The organism is Glycomyces sp. TRM65418 (assembly GCF_019710475.1).
Classification (GTDB): domain Bacteria; phylum Actinomycetota; class Actinomycetes; order Mycobacteriales; family Micromonosporaceae; genus Glycomyces.
The window spans coordinates 72621-88093 of record NZ_JAJFAX010000016.1 but is presented as its reverse complement, the minus strand read 5'-3'; the positions used below and the strand labels follow the sequence as shown (position 1 = coordinate 88093).

13 protein-coding genes are annotated in these 15473 nt (G+C 73.0%); 5 read left to right on the top strand and 8 right to left on the bottom strand.

The genetic code is table 11. From position 1 onward, the window contains the following. Window positions 1–207 precede the first annotated feature (207 nt). From K3N28_RS22785 to K3N28_RS22775, 3 genes are all read left to right on the top strand, one after another. Window positions 208–576, top strand: a complete 369-nt coding sequence (locus K3N28_RS22785; protein ID WP_228095139.1) for a hypothetical protein — start codon at window positions 208–210, stop codon at window positions 574–576. 235 nt (window positions 577–811) lie between these two features. Then, complete coding sequence (locus K3N28_RS22780; RefSeq protein WP_228095137.1) at window positions 812–1813, top strand: glycosyltransferase family 2 protein; 1002 nt, start codon at window positions 812–814, stop codon at window positions 1811–1813. After that, window positions 1810–2796, top strand: coding sequence for a lysylphosphatidylglycerol synthase domain-containing protein (locus K3N28_RS22775; RefSeq protein WP_228095135.1), 987 nt, complete (start codon window positions 1810–1812; stop codon window positions 2794–2796). Before K3N28_RS22780 ends, K3N28_RS22775 begins: the two co-directional genes overlap by 4 nt. Window positions 2797–2970: 174 nt before the next feature. On the opposite strand, the gene K3N28_RS22770 is transcribed toward K3N28_RS22775, so the two are convergent. From K3N28_RS22770 to K3N28_RS22735, 8 genes are all read right to left on the bottom strand, one after another. Then, a complete protein-coding gene (locus K3N28_RS22770) occupies window positions 2971–4086 on the bottom strand; it encodes a glycosyltransferase family 4 protein (protein ID WP_228095134.1) in 1116 nt (371 codons plus the stop codon). A 41-nt stretch (window positions 4087–4127) separates the two neighbouring features. Beyond that, window positions 4128–5267: an endonuclease/exonuclease/phosphatase family protein gene (locus K3N28_RS22765; RefSeq protein ID WP_228095132.1), complete on the bottom strand. Its 1140-nt coding sequence runs from the start codon at window positions 5265–5267 to the stop codon at window positions 4128–4130. A gap of 8 nt (window positions 5268–5275) precedes the next feature. Then, window positions 5276–6226 carry a UbiA prenyltransferase family protein gene (locus K3N28_RS22760; protein ID WP_228095130.1) on the bottom strand — a complete coding sequence of 317 codons (951 nt, stop codon included), beginning with the start codon at window positions 6224–6226 and terminating at the stop codon, window positions 5276–5278. Beyond that, window positions 6174–7310, bottom strand: coding sequence for an NAD(P)-dependent oxidoreductase (locus K3N28_RS22755; RefSeq protein WP_228095128.1), 1137 nt, complete (start codon window positions 7308–7310; stop codon window positions 6174–6176). Before K3N28_RS22755 ends, K3N28_RS22760 begins: the two co-directional genes overlap by 53 nt. Then, window positions 7307–8719, bottom strand: a complete 1413-nt coding sequence (locus K3N28_RS22750) for an aspartate aminotransferase family protein (RefSeq protein ID WP_228095122.1) — start codon at window positions 8717–8719, stop codon at window positions 7307–7309. Before K3N28_RS22750 ends, K3N28_RS22755 begins: the two co-directional genes overlap by 4 nt. After that, window positions 8706–9704 (bottom strand): glycosyltransferase family 2 protein, encoded by a 999-nt coding sequence (locus K3N28_RS22745; RefSeq protein ID WP_228095117.1) that lies wholly within the window; start codon window positions 9702–9704, stop codon window positions 8706–8708. Before K3N28_RS22745 ends, K3N28_RS22750 begins: the two co-directional genes overlap by 14 nt. Window positions 9705–9815: 111 nt before the next feature. Next, a complete protein-coding gene (locus K3N28_RS22740; protein ID WP_228095115.1) occupies window positions 9816–10793 on the bottom strand; it encodes an aldo/keto reductase in 978 nt (325 codons plus the stop codon). Window positions 10794–10802: 9 nt separating this feature from the next. Continuing rightward, a complete protein-coding gene (locus tag K3N28_RS22735; protein ID WP_228095111.1) occupies window positions 10803–11603 on the bottom strand; it encodes a BTAD domain-containing putative transcriptional regulator in 801 nt (266 codons plus the stop codon). A gap of 511 nt (window positions 11604–12114) precedes the next feature. On the opposite strand from K3N28_RS22735, the gene K3N28_RS22730 reads away from it, so the two are divergent. Then, window positions 12115–13320 (top strand): glycosyltransferase, encoded by a 1206-nt coding sequence (locus tag K3N28_RS22730; protein ID WP_228095109.1) that lies wholly within the window; start codon window positions 12115–12117, stop codon window positions 13318–13320. Window position 13321: 1 nt separating this feature from the next. Beyond that, window positions 13322–15466: an RNA polymerase recycling motor ATPase HelR gene (helR, locus tag K3N28_RS22725; RefSeq protein ID WP_228095108.1), complete on the top strand. Its 2145-nt coding sequence runs from the start codon at window positions 13322–13324 to the stop codon at window positions 15464–15466. The last annotated feature ends 7 nt before the right edge of the window (window positions 15467–15473 follow it).

Sequence of the window (15473 nt, the reverse complement as noted above, 5' to 3'; positions counted from 1 at the left end):
CCGACAGGGCCGCAACCGAAACCGTCCGCGACCCGCCCCCGCGGCCCGTGCCCGCGCCCGCGCCCCGACAGCCGAACGACCGCCCCGACACTCAGTTCGCCTCGTTGTCGCCGCCCGCTTGAACCTCGACCACCGCCCCGCCCGACAGCCGAACGTCCGCCCCGCCCCCCGCGGCTGGACCTCCAGTGGATCGAGGACCGATTCTGGGTGTGGGTCCACTACGGGGCGACCAGACTCGCGCGCGGTGAGCTGTTCGAGGTCGTCGGGTTCCTCGCGTTCTTGCGCGAGACCGTCCTCGGCCCCCTCATCTGCCACCGCGAGGGACTGCTGCTGCAGGGCGTGCGCCGTTTGGAAGCGCTCGACGCCGAACGCGCCGAGGCCATGCGGGCCACGGCCTGCGGGTACGACCGTGAAGCGGCCGGGAAGGCGCTGCTGTCGTGCGTCGACCTGTACCAGCGCTGGGGCGCGGAGTCCGGGCTCGCGTTCGAACGGAACCGCGACGCGCAGGCGCTGGCCGTCGAATTCCTGGAAGGCGTCGTCCAGTCGACGCGGCCCGGGGAGGCGAGAGGCGACTGATCCGGTAGTCAATCCCGTGCCGGTGTGTCGTTGCCGCGTCGACGCCCGCCAGGCCGCGTTCGGTGAGGAAGCCTCCGTTGAACCGGATGCTCCTCCCCGGCGCCGCAACCGAGAGGACCACGCCTCCACGCGGTGGCCCCGCAAGCGTCGCTTCCGCGCCTTGCACCGCCGCATCCGCAGGTCCGGTACAGGTCGAATATCGGCCGGTTTCAGTCCAGCGCCGCACCATCGGAATATGTCGACCGAGCTATCGCAGTGGACGGTCATCGTCCCCTGCCACAACGCCGTGAAGACCCTCCGCCGGTGCATCGAGGCCGTCCAGACCCAGAGCCGCAGGCCCGGGGAGGTCGTGGTCGTCGACGACGCCAGCGACGACGGCACCGCCGAAATCGCCGAGGCCTTGGGCTGCAAGGTCATCCGGGTCGAACCGAACCGGGGGCCGGCCGCCGCCCGGAATCGGGGGGCGGCCGAGGCGGCGGGCGAGGTGCTGTTCTTCCTCGACGCCGACATCGAGCTGCGGCCCGACGCGCTGGCCCGCGCCGCCGCGGTCCTCGAAGGGGACCCGCGCATCGGCCTGGTCCAGGGCGTCTACGCCGCCGAACCGATGATCGACGACGGGCCGGTCGAACGGTACAAGACGCTGTTCGAGCACCACTGGCGCACCAGATCCGCCGGGCGGGGCGGGGCGACGCTGTTCGCCCTCACCGCGATCCGCACCGAGGTCTTCAAGGCGACCGGCGGCTTCGACGAGGCGCTGAGATCCGGTGAAGACGTCGATCTCGGGTCCCGGCTTCCGGAGGACGCGGTCGTGGTGACCGATCCCGGAGTCGTCGGACGCCACGACGACGTCGACCGGTTGGGGGCCTTGCTGGAGGAGCAGTGGCGGCGATCGTTGCGATTCGCCGAGCTCGTGTTCCGCGCCCGCAAGGCCGGGCCGGGACGGTCTTCGGAGCACCGGCCTGCCGTGAGCACGGGGGCGTTCGGACCGGCGGCGGTGCTCGCCGCCGCCGCGATCCCCGCCAGCGTGCCGCTCGTGCTCTGGTCCCCGTGGCTGGCGTTGGCGCCGGTGGCGTTCGCGATCGGGTTCGGGGCCGCCTGCGCGCCGCTGCTGCGGATTGCCGCGAGACGCGGGATCGGCTGGGCCGCTGCGGTGTACGGGCTGCACCTGCTCTATGTGGGGACCTCGGGCCTGGCCAGCGCCGTCGGGGTCTTCCGGCCGCTGCGGGGTCGTTCATGAAGCGGGCCAAGCGGATCCTGTGGCGGCTCACCGGTTTCGCCGTCGTCGTCGCCGTCGCGGTCGCGATCGGGATGGCCATGCGCGGGCAGGACTGGAGCGGCGCGCTGTCCTTCGCCAGCGGCGCGAACGCGCCGTGGATCGCGGCCGCCGCCCTGGTCAACCTCGTGGGGCTGGTGCTGGGGATGCTGGCGTGGCGGGCGCTGGCGAACGGCGCGGGCGAGCCGGTGTCGGTGCCCGACGCCGCGAACATCTTCTTCGCCGGGATGCTCGTCAAATACCTGCCCGGTCGCTTGTGGACGCTGATGGTGAACGTGCGGATGGGCACGGATGTGGGGATCGGCGCGGGCCGCATGGCCGGGGTGTACGTCCTGAACATCCTCGTCATGGTCACCACGGGGATGCTCGTGGGCCTCATCGCCGCTCCGGCCGCGTTCGGCGACCGGGCCTGGTGGGTGCTCGCGGCGGCGCTGCCCGCGCTCGTGCTGGTCGCACGGCCCGGGCTGGTCAACCGCGGGATGTCGCTGCTGCTGCGGCTGCTGCGTCGTGCGCGGCCGCCGCTCGCGTACAGCGACCGGTCCATTCGGTCCTCGGTCGGGTTGCAGACCGTGTCCTGGCTGGTGACCGGGCATCACCTGTGGCTGCTGGCGATCGCCGCCGGGGCCGATCCGTGGTCCTCGTACTGGTTGTGCGTGGGCCTGTTCGGGCTCGCCCTGGTCGTCGGGGCGCTCGTCGTGATCGTGCCCGACGGTCTGGGCGTGCGCGAGGGCATCCTGGTGGCGGCGCTGGCGGTGGTGCTGCCGCTGCCGATGGCCGGGGCCGTGGCGGTCACCAGCCGGGTGGTGGCGACGCTTGGAGAGGTGGCCGCCGCGCTGGTGGTCTACCTGTGGGCGACCAGGGCGCGGAGGCATCGCTCCGGAGAGGACTCCGTCGAGGTCGCTTCGATCGCCGACGCGGCCCCGGTGGAGCGGCGCACTGCGGTGTAACGCCCGTGGTCGACCGCTATGGCCCGCATGGGCCCCGCGTGAGGATGCCGCCGAGAGCGCTTCGATCGCGACGAGGCTGACGCGTATGCCCGACGACCGCGAGGCCCGCGGGTGCCGAGCGGGACATCCAGTGCGTCGATCGCAGCGCGGCTCCGGCGGAGCCGCGCTGCTCGTCTATCGGTGGGCTTCCAGGGCGCGCAGGTACCGGTCCAGCGAGGACTCCATCGAGAACGCCTCGATCGCGGCGGCCGCTCCGGTGGAGCGGCGCTCCGCGGTGTAGCGGCACACGCGTTGGAGCGCCTCGCGGATCGCCGCGGGCTCTCCGGCCGGGACCAGTTCGCCGAAACCGGTGGTGCGCACGGGGACCCGCATCCCCGGGAGGTCGCTCGCCACGACCGGGACGCCCGACAGCATCGCCTCGGTCTGGGTGATGCCGAAGGACTCCTCGGCGACCGAGGTCAGCGCGAAGGCGTCGAGCGAGGCGTGGAAGTGCGCGATGTCGTCCTCGTCGAGCCGCCCGAGGAACCGGACGCGCTCGTCGTCTCCGGCGAGGCGGCGCAGGTCGGCGACGACCGCGCCGCCGGCCACGGCCTCGTCCCCCGCCAGGAGCAGCCGGGCCTCGGGGTCGGGCCAGTCCGTGAAGGCCCGGACCAGGTGGTGCAGGCCCTTCTCGGGGGCCATGCGCCCGAGGAACCCGACGTGCGGGCCGGCGGTCTCGCGGAAGAGCGGGCTCCCGCCCTTGCGGCGGCGGCACGGGGGCGGGACCTCGTGGACCTGGCGCTGCTCCATGAGCGGCCAGTGCCGCGAAGCGCGGGCGTGGTCGAGATTGGACACCACGACGGCGGCGCTGCGGCGCAGCGCCGCCGCGGCGGAAGCCTCGACGACGGCGACCTGGGCGGGCGCGAACAGGCCCTTCGAGAGCCACACGTCGTCGTGGTGGTGCGCGACCACGGGCACCTCCCCCGCGGCGCGCGCGACCGGGCCCGCCTCCAGCATCGGCAGGTGGAGGTTGACCACCGACGACTGCCGGGCGACGCGGCCGGCGAGACGCGCGAAGCCCGGGCTGACGACCCCGCGGCCGATGCGGGCGGCGACCGGGGCGCGGTGGACGTGGACGCCCGTGCGGACCTCGTAGCGCGGCAGGGCGCGGTCGTGCTGCGAGGCCACCACCGCGACCCGGCGGCCGCGCTCGGCGAGCGCCTCGGCGACGTCGGTCGCCACCTGGGTGAGGCCGCTCGTGTAGGGCGCGTAGTAGGTGAGGACGACGCAGACGTCGTAACGGCGGTTCACGGAGGGCTTCCTCTCGTTCGGCGGCGAAGTCGGCAAGGGACCTACAGGACGTCGAGGGCGACGCTCTGGGCGGCGTGGTCGGACATGCCGCCGCCGGAGTGGATCCGGTAGTCGGCGACGGCCAGTCCCGGGCCGGTGCACGCCCAGTCCAGGCGCCACCACTGCGGGAACGGGAAGCGGATCTCCGGCCACGTGGTCGGCATCAGCTCGTCGGGTTCGGAGCATTCGAGGCGGTCGCGCAGTTCGGCCACGCCGGAGCTGAGGGTGGTGGAGTTGAGGTCGCCGCCGATGAACACGGGGTTGGGGTTCGCGTCGAGGTCCTCGTTGAGGACGGTGAACTGCGAGGAGCGCCGTTGGAACTGGGCTTCGACGTAGTCGTAGAACTCGGGTCGGAGGGGCGAGCTCTCGCCGGTCGGGACGGGCACCGAGAGGTGCATGTTGTACATCGACACGATCTCGCCGTCGATCTCGATGTCGGTGCGGAGGATCTTGGTGGTCCAGTACTCGCGCCACGGGTCGTCCGCGGGCGGGGCGCCGGGGTCGTCGGGTCCGATGAGCGCCTCGGTGTCGAGCGCGGCCCAGTCGACGATCGGCAGGCGCGAGAGGGTGACCTGCTCGCTGGCGATGACGATCTCGTAGTCGGGGAAGTGCTCGCGCAGGGCCGCCTCGTCGTCGATCTCCTCGACCCGGTCGGTGCGGGTCAGGTACTCGGTGAGGAGGTAGACGTCGGCGTCCTGTTCGAGGAGGTAGTCGTAGAACGCCTCGGGGTCGTCCCAGCGGGTGTGCCAGTAGTCGGTGTTCCAGGTGAACACGGTGACGTCGGCGTCGCCGCCGCTCGGGCCGTCGGTGAAGAGCGAGCCGACGTTGACGCCCGCCATGGGGTAGGCGATGACGAAGGCCGCCGCGGCCACCGTCCACAGTCGCCAGCGCACGCCGCGCGCGACCCAGATCGCCAGCACGGCGAGGAGCGCGGGCGGGACGAGGAGCGCGAACGGCGGCACCATCTCGATGAGCGACCACCACCAGACGCGTCCGCTGAGGACGAGGTGGGCGAGGAGGACGGCCGACCACAGGACGGTCAGTGCGACGACCAGTCGGGTCCACCGGCACCAGCGCCGCCGGCGCGGCGCCTCCGGTGCGGCTTCGGCGGGGGTCTCGGCGGCGCTGTCGGTCGTGGTCATGGTCTCCTTCAATCTCTCTGGGCGAACAGGGCGGACGGGTCGCCGAGGAGCGCCGAGGCGGCGATGCAGGCCAAGGCGGCGACGGCGAGGGCGATCAGGGCGGGGTCGCGCAGCAGGAGCCGGGTCGGATCCCCGTCACCGCCGCTCACGGTGATCCGCTGGAGGTAGCGGAACAGGGCGGCGACCAGCAGCGGCACCACGAGCATGGCGAGGGGCCACTTGTCGTCGGCGGCGTGCGGGCCGCCGAGGGCGAACAGGAGGAACGTGGCGGTGCCGAGTCCGGCGGTGATCGAGACGAGCTGGTCGAGCAGGCCCGGGGTGTAGCCGCGCAGGGCGCGGCGGTGCCGGTCGGTGGCCACGTCGAGTTCCCTGCGGCGCTTGCCGAGCACCAGCAGCAGCGACATGAACAGGGTGGAGAGGATGACGACGCTGGAGGGGACGGCGTCGAGGGCCTGGTAGCCGGCGAGGGCGCGCAGCGGGAAGCCGACGGCGACGATGAACAGCTCCAGGACCGGCACGTCGCGGAGTCCGCGGCTGTAGGCGAAGTTGAGCACCGCGTAGGCGGCGACGGCGATCAGGAGTCCCGGGGAGGCCGCGAGCGCGAGGAGGACGGCGCCGACGCCGCAGAGGGCGGCGATGAGCACGGCCCGGGGCACCGTCACCGCGCCCGAGGCGACGGGCCGGCTGCGTTTGACGGGGTGGTGCCGGTCGCGTTCGCGGTCGGCGATGTCGTTGACGGCGTAGACCATCGAGGAGGCGAGCACGAACGCGGCGACTGCGAGCGCGAGGCGGGTCCAGGAGGCGTGGCCCCAGGTGGCGGGGTCGAGCAGCGGCAGGAGGACCGCACCGTTCTTGACCCACTGCCACGGCCGCACCAGGGCGATCGGGGCCCAGACGGCGCGGCGGCTACCGGTCGGTGCGGTCGGCGGGGCGATCGCTTCGGTCTTGAGGCTGGTCATGGAGGGTCCCCTCGGTTCGAGCGGCATGGGGTCGGGCGGGGCGTCGAGCGGCCGGGTAGAGGCATTTGGCGGCGGCGAGCGCGCCCTGTCGCCAGCGGTCGGCGCTGGTGGCCCCGGCCGCGCCGCCCGTGTCGGTCGGCTGCTCGCGCCACCAGCGGTAGGTGCGCAGGATCGCGTCGCGGTTGGAGTGGAGCGGGGTGAAGCCGAGGCGTTCGGCGGCTTTGGCGGTGTCGACGTAGGAGTCGGCTTTGAGTTTGCGGACGAGGCGGTCGTACACGGGCGAGATGCCGAGGGCCGAGGCGGCCCGGAGCGCCGCGATGGCGGGCGCGGCCGGGAGGGAGCGGATGCGGCGGCCGTATCCGGCTTCGTCGAGGACCGCTTGGAAGTCCTGGCGGATCGTCCCGAATTCGGCCGCGCCGATGTTGTAGACGTCGTCGGCGGTCTCGAGCGGGGCGTCGAGGACGGTGCGCACGGCGCGCACGAGGTCGTCGAGGTCGAGCATCTGGATGCGCACGTCGCCCTTGCCGATGACGGGGAAGTGGCGGCCTTCCTCGGCCCATTCGAAGAGCATCCCGAACAGGCCGAGCCGGCCGGGTCCGAGGAAGGTCTTGGGTCGGACGACGCTGACGCACCGGTCGGCGCGGTGGGGGGCGACGAGGCGTTCGGCCTCGGCCTTGGCGGCGCTGTAGGTGTCGACGGGTTCGTGCGGGTGGTCTTCGGGGGTGGGCACGAGTCGCGGGAGGCCGTAGACGGCCGTGGAGGAGATGTGGACGACGTGCGGGACGTCGGCCCGTTTGGCGGCGTCGAGCATGGAGGCGGCGCCGTCGACGATGATCGAGCGGATCTGGGTCTTGGGGTAGGACGGCAGGGCGGAGGCGCAGTGGACGATCGCGGCGCATCCCTCGGCGGCTCGGAGGAGCGCGTCGGTGTCGCGGACGTCGCCGGTGCGGACGTCGAGGCCGTCGGCGGGGGCGAGGGGCCTGAGGTCGTAGGCCACGACCTCGGTTCCCCGGGCGAGGAGTTCGGTCGTGAGCCGGGAGCCGAGGACGCCGGCGGCGCCGGTGACGAGGATCGGAGCGGTCACCACAGGCTGCTCACCTTCTGCTTGAGGAAGCGGCGGACCAGGCGGCCGACGCCGACGGCCAGTGTGGACTCGATCGCGTCGAGGCAGCGGCGGATCTCCTCGTGCGGGGTCACCAGCGGCGGCCCGATCACGGCCGGGTGGTCGCCGTTGAGGGTGTAGTACAGGAGGATGTCGTGGTCCTCGTACATGGCCTGGAGGAACGCCGAGGAGATGAGCTTGTGGCGGAAGCCGGGGTCTTTGGCGAGGCCGCCGGGGACGAGTTTGAGCAGCGGTTCGACGAACCCGGTGCCGCCCTGGAGGAACAGTCCCCACAGGGCGCCGCTGCCGCGCACGTCGGCGACCTCGTCGGGGAAGGCCTTGGCGATCCGCTCCAGGCCGGGCAGGAGGATCGCCTCGATGGCGCGCGCCCGCTCGGGGAAGTCGTCCTCGACCGCGACCCGGATGGCCTCGATGGCGGTGGCGTTCTCCTCGCCGAAGCCGTAGTAGGTGGTGCTCGTGGTCTGGAGCAGGGCGTCGCCGAGGTTGTCGTAGGCCCGCCGGTAGACCGGGCCGCGGACGGTGAAGCCGGAGATGGAGGACTTGCCGCCGCCGAGGGCCTTGGAGGTGCAGAGGATGTCGGGGAGCAGGCCCTTGTGGCGCATGAAGTGGAACATGGTGCCGGTCTTGCCCCAGCCGGTGTAGATCTCGTCGAAGATGAGGATGATGTCCTCCTCGTCGCACAGCCGCCGCAGCCCCATGATGAACTCGTTCGAGCACTGGCCCATCGTGGAGGCGCTGAACGGCTCGATGAGGATCGCGTAGACGTCGCCGGGGTGGGCGGCGACCGTGCGGCGCACCGAGTCGAGGTCGTCGTACTCGAACGAGTCGATGCCGGGGATCGTCGGGAAGCGGAAGCCGTGCCCCTGGGCGCCGGTGAGGCCGCCGGAGCCGAGCAGTTTGCCGTGGAAGGCCGACGAGGCGCGCAGGACGGTGTTCCGCTTGCCGCCGTGGTACTTGTAGGCGCATTTGACCGCGCCCTCGATGGCCTCGGCGCCGGAGTTGGGGAAGAACGAGTGGTCGAGGTCGCCGGGCATGACCTCGGCGAGGTTGTGGCTCAGCGCGGCCAGGTACGGCGAGAAGAAGGTCTTGTGGACCTCCATGCGCTGTCGCTCGGCGAAGCGGCGGCGCGCCTCCAGGATGGCGGGGTGGTTGTGGCCGTGGTTGAGCACGCCGACGCCGCCGGTGAGGTCGGTGATGCGGCGGCCGTCCTTGAGGTACAGGTAGCAGCCTTCGGCGCGGTCGACGAGGGCGCGGCCGAAGCCGAAGGAGGTCATCAGCGAGACCTGGCTGCTGTTGACGTACCGGCGGTAGAGGCGCTGCACCTCCTTCAGGTCCATCGCCTCGGCTTCGTCGATGTCAATGAGTCGCATGGTCGATGCTCCTGTCCGGAGTGGTGGCGGGGCGGCGGGGGGCGGTGAGGCCGACGGCGATGCCGCAGACGAGGACCGCCAGGAAGCACACGTGGACGGCGGTGAGCCGCACCGCGGCGGCCCGGCCCGCGTGGCGGGCGAAGTAGCGGATGAGGCCGGCGTCGGCGGCCAGCGCGAACGCGATCGCCGCGGCCGAGCCGAGGAGGAGGGGCGGGTAGAGGACGGCGAGGGGCAGGAGCGCCAGGGCGAGGGCGGTCGCGGCGAGCGAGCGCATCCGGTTGATGCGCTCCAGCCGGACCGGCGGGTCCGGGCGCAGGGAGGCGAGGGGGACGGCGCGCCGCCACTGGGTGCGCAGGGCGCGGAGGAGGGTCGAGCCGGCGTCGTGCCGTCCGGCGACGGTCTCGGTGATCACGATGGAGGCGCGTCCGGCCATGCGGGCGCTGTACTCGACGTCCTCGCAGTCGCGCAGCCGCTCGTCGAGCGGTCCGAACCGGTCGAAGACCTCCCGGCGGACCGCGGCCACCGCGAAGACGACCACGTTGGCCGGACCGGCGAAGCGGTGGCGCCAGTGCGCTTCTCGGAGGACGAGATAGCGTTCGACGACGCCGGTGCCGGTCTGCGGTTCGGGTTCGTAGGTGCCGTGGACGATGTCGAGGTCGTCGTCGGCTTCGAGCAGGGCGAGGGCGTTCGCGACGGCGTCGGGGCGCAGGGCCACGTCGGCGTCGACGCAGAAGAGGACGTCGCCGCCGGCGGCGGCGATGGCGGTGTTGCGGGCGGCGGAGGGGCCGCGGTTGCGCTCCGATGTGATGACGCGGCAGTCGTATCCGGCCGCGATGCGGGCCGAGTCGTCGGTGCTGGCGTCGTCGACGACGATGATCTCGTCGGGCGCGCGGGTCTGGTTCGCGAGCGCCTCGATGCAGGCGCGGATCGTGTCGGCCGCGTCGTGGCACGGGACGATCGCGCTGACGGTGAGGGGACTGCCCATGGAAGCGCTCCCGGAGTCGGGGTGTGGATGCTTATGGGATCACCGTAATCAGCGCGGCTGTACCGGGTCACGACGCGGCCTGAAGCGGACCTGGACGGCCGCTGGAATCGGTCAGGACGCGCTGAGCCGCTGGCGCACTTCCGGATCGAGTTCCAGGTCGGCTGCCGCGAGGAGTTCGTCCAATTGGGGCACGGAGCTGACGCCGAGCACCGGGACGACGGGGGCCGGGCCGGAGGCGAGCCACGCGAGGGCGAGCTGGTTCGCCGTCACGCCGAGGGCCTGGGCCTCCCGTCGCAGGGCCGCTCGGCGCGCGGCCGAGCCGGGGTGGTCGTAGTCCACGGGGGCGGCGGGCGGGCGCCGGTCGTCCCTGGTGAAGCAGCCGTTGGACAGCGGCGAGTACGCGAACACCGGCAGCTGTTCGACCGCGGCGTAGTCGAGCAGCTCGTCGCCCGCCGCGAGCTGGATCGACTCGGGGACCGGCACCGTGAGGGGCCTGGGGTACAGGTAGGTGTGGCGCTGCTGGATCGCCTGGTACCCCGGGAGGCCAGCGGCGGCGGCGAGGGCGCGGGCCCGTTCCAGCCGCCACACGGCGTGGTTGCTGGCGCCGAGGGCGCGGACCGCGCCGTCCCGGACGAGGCCGCCGAAGGCCTCGACGGTCTCCTCCAGCGGGACCGCGCGGTCGTCGGCGTGGGCGTAGTAGAGGTCGATCACGTCGAGTCCGAGACGTTCGCGGCTCTGCTCGAACTGCTCGACGATCCGCTTGGCGGACAGGCCCTCCCGGTTGCCGCCGTGGTAGGGCTCGTCGGGGCGGGCGGGGGCCGCGCCGACCTTGGTCGCCACGCCCATGGTCCCGGCCATGCCGCGGTCGGCGAGCCAGCGGCCGATGAGCCGCTCGCTCTCGGCGCCGGTGCCGCCGTCGGCCCAGAAGGCGTAGCAGTTGGCGGTGTCGAGCAGGTTTCCGCCCGCGTCGGCGTAGCGGTCGAGGATCGCGTAGGCGGTGTCGCGCGGGACGGTCGTGCCGAAGTACATCGTGCCCAGGCAGTAGCGGGAGACGGTGAGGTCGGGGGCCGGGAAGTGTCGGGTGCGCATCGGTGGCTCCTATCGTTGCCGAACGGTGAGGGTGAGGTGCTCGGTCCAGAGCTCGTCACCCGGGCGGTCCGAGAGCAGGTCGTAGAACAGGTGCTGCGCGCGCTGCGAGGGCCCGATGCCCAAGTCCTCCTTGAGGAGCGCGCGCAGGTCGTGGTAGGCGATGAGCGCTTCGCCGCGGCGGTCGGCCCCGGCGAGGCCGAGCATGAGCAGGATCCACAGGCGCTCGCGGAACGGGTGCTTGCGGACCAGTGTGGACAGTTCGGCGAGGGTGTCGCGCCGGGTGCCCTCGCGCAGCCGCAGGGCCATGGCCGTCTCGAGGGTGTCGAGGTGGAGCTCGTCGAGCCGCCGCCGTTCCTGGACGGCGAGCGGGCCGGTCGCGCCGTGCAGCGCGGTCGTGCCGGTCCAGTGGCCGAGCGCGGCCTCGAGCGAGTGCCGGGCCTGATCGAGGTCACCGGTCCACAGTGCTGCGAGGCCGGTGCGGCGGTCCCGCTCGAAGTCCTCGACGTCGAGGCTGACCGAGGCGGGGTCGATGGTGTAGCCGGGTCGGAGCGAGCGCATGAGGCCGTCCTCGCCGTCGCCGCCGATCCGGCGGCGCAGGCGGCTGATGTAGGTGTGGATGACGTTGACGGCGCTGTCGGGGGCGGCGTCGCCCCAGAGGTCGGCGATGAGCTGCTCGACCATCACCGGGGTGCCGCGGCGGACGACGAGCGCGCCGAAGCACTCCCGTTCGCGTGCGGGTCCGAGATGGATCTGTCTGCCCTCGCGGGTCATGTCGATCGCGCCGAGCAGGCGCAGAGAAGTGGTACGCATTCGCATGCTCACCTTCGGGTCGAGGAGTCGAGGCGGTTCGCGGGACGGGGCCGAGACGCGGTGAAGGCGGAGACGGGCGACAACGCTGGCGCAGCGCTCCCATGACTTCGGCCGAGACTGTGGACTGCGTATACGGGAATGTGATGGGTGCCGGTTGCGGGGGTCGGCGTGACGGCCGCCCGGTGGGGATCGAGGCGGCCTCACAGGCAACGATAGCCCTATTCGGACTCGTCTGGTGAACCCGTCCGTCGCAGACGGTGACCGTGGCACCGGTGACCTCACCGGTTCGAGGCCGCGGCCGCAGGAGGCGGGGTGGTCCCTGGGGCCGTGGCGGCGTCGCTCCGGCGATCGGGCCTCGGAGACGACGAAGGGAAGGGGCCCCTCGCCTCTTCCCACTTCAGTTTATATCGCACCGACCGCGCCGAAGGGTCCACCGGGGTGCGTTTTCGCAGGTCAAGGGGGTGCACAATCGTGTCGTCGACCTGGAGACCACGGCACTGCGGAGGCACCCATGCGAGTACTGCTGACCACCATCGGATCGCGCGGCGACGTCCAGCCCATGGCCGCGCTCGCGGCGCGGCTGCGCGAGCGCGGCGCGGAGGTGCTGGTGTGCGCACCGCCGGATGCGGAGTTCGCGGACCTGCTCGCCGGGATCGGCGTGGCGCTGGTGCCGCTCGGGCGGCCGCTGCGGCCGGTCGTGAGCGCGGACGTGCCGCAGGCGCACCGCGCGCGGCGGTTCGCGGCGGAGCTCGTCGCCGACCAGCTCGCCGCGGTCGCCGGGGCGGGCGGGGGCTGCGACGCGATCGCGGCGACCGGTCTGCCGCCGGCGGGAGCGCGCCTGGCCGCCGAGCGGCTCGGCGTCCGATACGAGTTCGTGAGCTTCATCCCGGGGGTCCTGCCCTCGCCGCACCACGCGCCGCTGCCGCGACCGGGGAAGCCGTTCCCCGAGGGCGAGAGCGACAACCGGGTCCTGTGGGAGATCGACCGCGAGAACCTCGACGCGCTGTACGAGGGACCGCTCAACGAGCACCGGGCCGCCCTGGGACTGCCGCCGGTCGGCGATGTCCGCGAGTACGTCTACACCGGGCGGCCGTGGCTCGCGGCCGACCCGGTCCTGGCGCCCTGGCCGGGATCGCCCGCCGACGTCGTCCAGACCGGCGCGTGGCTCCTGCCGGACGAGCGGCCCCTCCCGGCCGACTTGGAGGCCTTCCTCGACGCGGGCGAACCGCCGGTGTACATCGGCTTCGGCAGCATGCCCTGGCAGACCGCGAAGGAGGCCGCGCCGGTGGCGGTCGAAGCGGTCCGCGCGCACGGCCGACGGGCGGTCGTCTCGAAGGGCTGGGCCGACCTGGGCCTCGTCGACGACGGGAACGACTGCTTCGCGATCGGCGAGGCCAACCACCAGCGCCTGTTCGCCCGCGTGGCGGCGGTCGTGCACCACGGCGGCGCGGGCACGACCACGACGGCCGCCGCCGCGGGCACGCCGCAGCTCGTGGTGCCGCAGATCGCCGACCAGCCGTACTGGGCCGGCCGCGTGGCCGCCCTGGGCATCGGCGCGGCGCACGACGGCCCGGCGCCCACGTTCGCGTCGTTCTCGGCCGCGCTCGAAACGGTCCTGGATCCGCAGGCCCGCGCCCGCGCCGAAGCGGTGGCCGCCGAGGTCCGCACCGACGGCGCGGACGCGGCCGCCGACATGCTGCTCGAAGGGAGCCGATGACATGCACGAGCGCACCGACAGCGCGTTCCACCTGCCCGACCACCTCGCCGCCAAAGCCGATCCGGCGCTCATCGCCGACGACGAACGGCATTTCGCCGCCATCGCGGCGAGCCTGGAGCAGTCGATCGACGACCTGTCCGACAGGCTCGCCGCCGCCCGCAAGGCGCCCGGCGGCACGGGTCAGGCGGCGCTCGACCGGGACCAGGAGATCCACCGGCTCGCCGCCCGCCTGCGCACCCTGCGGCGATACGGCCTCGACCTGTGCCTCGGCCGGATCGTCGCGGCCGACGGGACCGCGACCTACATCGGGCGGCTCGGGCTCACCGACGGCGACGGCCGGCGGCTGCTGCTCGACTGGCGCTCCCCCGCCGCCGAACCGTTCTTCGGCGCGACCCACGGCAACCCGATGGGGTTGGCCAGCCGCCGCCGCTACCGCTGGACGCGCGGGCGCATCAGCGACTACTGGGACGAGGTGTTCGCCCCGGAAGGGCTCGAAGGGCACGCCGCGCTCGACGACCAGTCCGCGTTCATCGCCGGCCTCGGCGCCGACCGGTCGGAGCGGATGCAGGACGTGCTCGGCACCATCCAGGCCGACCAGGACGCCATCATCCGGGCCGGTTCCCGCGGCGCCCTCGTCGTCGACGGCGGCCCGGGCACCGGCAAGACCGTCGTGGCGCTGCACCGCGCCGCGTACCTCATCTACGCCGAGCCGGGCCTCGGGCACCGCCGCGGCGGCGTGCTGTTCGTCGGCCCCCACCAGCCCTACCTCGCGTACGTCGCCGACGTCCTCCCGAGCCTCGGGGAAGAAGGCGTCCAGATCTGCACCCTGCGGGACCTCGTGCCCGAAGGCGAGGCGGCGGCCGTCGAGACGGACGGCGAGGTGGCCCGGCTCAAGGCGTCCGCGCGCCTGGTGCGGGCGATCGAACCCGCCGTCGGGCGCTACGAGCGCCCGCCCGCGAAGGAGATGACGGTGGAGACCCACTGGGCCGACGTGCGGCTCAGCGCCGACGACTGGGCCGAGGCCTTCGACGCGGCCGGGCCCGGGACACCGCACAACGAGGCGCGCGACCTGATCTGGGACGAACTGCTGGAGATCCTCATCGCCAAGCACCCCGACGACGCGGATGTCTCGGAGGACCTGCTCCGCCGGTCGCTGGCGCGGCACCGGGAGCTGGTGGCCGCGTTCGACAAGGCGTGGCCCTTGATCGAGCCGCCCGATCTCGTCGCGGCGCTGTGGAAGGCGCCCGACTTCCTGCACTGGTGCGCGCCCTGGCTCGCGGACGAGGAGGTCGCGAAGCTGCAGCGCGAGGACCCGTTCGCGTGGACCGCGGCCGATCTGCCGCTGCTCGACGCGGCGCGGCGGCGGCTCGGCGACCCGGAGGCGTCGCGGCGCGCCCGGCGGCAGGCGGCCGAGGCCGCCGCCGTGCGCGAGCGCATGGACGACGTCATCGAGGACCTGCTCGCGGCCGAGTACGACAACGAGGGCGCGATGATCATGCTGCACGGGCAGGACTTCCAGGACACCCTCGTCGAGGAGAACGCGGGGGCCGCCGCCGCTCCGGACCCGCTGGCCGGGCCGTTTGCGCACATCGTCGTCGACGAGGCGCAGGAGCTGAGCGACGCCGAATGGCAGATGCTGCTCGCGCGCTGCCCCTCCCGCAGCTTCACCGTCGTCGGCGACCGCGCCCAGGCCCGGCACGGGTTCACCGAGTCGTGGCGGGAACGGCTGGAGCGGATCGGCCTCGAGCGCATCGAGCAGGCCTCGCTGAGCATCAACTACCGAACGCCCGAAGAGGTCATGACCGAGGCCGAGCAGGTCGTCAAGGCCGCGATCCCGGACGCCAACGTGCCGACCTCAGTGCGCCGCACCGGCGTCCCCGTCGCGTACGGGGCCGCCTCGGATCTGGAGTCGGTCCTCGACGCCTGGCTCGCCGAGCACGCCGACGGGACCGCCTGCGTCATCGGCGATCCCGCCTACCCCGGCCGAGCCCGCGTCCGCTCGCTCACCCCCGAGCTGTCGAAGGGCCTCGAGTTCGACCTGGTCGTCCTGGTGGACCCCGAGTCGTTCGGCGAGGGCGTCCAAGGAGCGGTCGACCGCTACGTCGCGATGACGCGCGCGACCCAGCGGCTCGTCGTCCTCACCTGAGCGGACC

What these genes read in the sequence shown, in the direction of transcription:
- K3N28_RS22780 (WP_228095137.1), top strand. Translation starts at nt 812, where the DNA reads ATGTCGACCGAGCTATCGCAGTGGACGGTCATCGTCCCCTGCCACAAC.
- K3N28_RS22775 (WP_228095135.1), top strand. Translation starts at nt 1,810, where the DNA reads ATGAAGCGGGCCAAGCGGATCCTGTGGCGGCTCACCGGTTTCGCCGTC.
- K3N28_RS22765 (WP_228095132.1), bottom strand. Translation starts at nt 5,267, where the DNA reads ATGACCACGACCGACAGCGCCGCCGAGACCCCCGCCGAAGCCGCACCG.
- K3N28_RS22760 (WP_228095130.1), bottom strand. Translation starts at nt 6,226, where the DNA reads ATGACCAGCCTCAAGACCGAAGCGATCGCCCCGCCGACCGCACCGACC.
- K3N28_RS22750 (WP_228095122.1), bottom strand. Translation starts at nt 8,719, where the DNA reads ATGCGACTCATTGACATCGACGAAGCCGAGGCGATGGACCTGAAGGAG.
- K3N28_RS22745 (WP_228095117.1), bottom strand. Translation starts at nt 9,704, where the DNA reads ATGGGCAGTCCCCTCACCGTCAGCGCGATCGTCCCGTGCCACGACGCG.
- K3N28_RS22740 (WP_228095115.1), bottom strand. Translation starts at nt 10,793, where the DNA reads ATGCGCACCCGACACTTCCCGGCCCCCGACCTCACCGTCTCCCGCTAC.
- K3N28_RS22735 (WP_228095111.1), bottom strand. Translation starts at nt 11,603, where the DNA reads ATGCGTACCACTTCTCTGCGCCTGCTCGGCGCGATCGACATGACCCGC.
- K3N28_RS22730 (WP_228095109.1), top strand. Translation starts at nt 12,115, where the DNA reads ATGCGAGTACTGCTGACCACCATCGGATCGCGCGGCGACGTCCAGCCC.
- helR (WP_228095108.1), top strand. Translation starts at nt 13,322, where the DNA reads ATGCACGAGCGCACCGACAGCGCGTTCCACCTGCCCGACCACCTCGCC.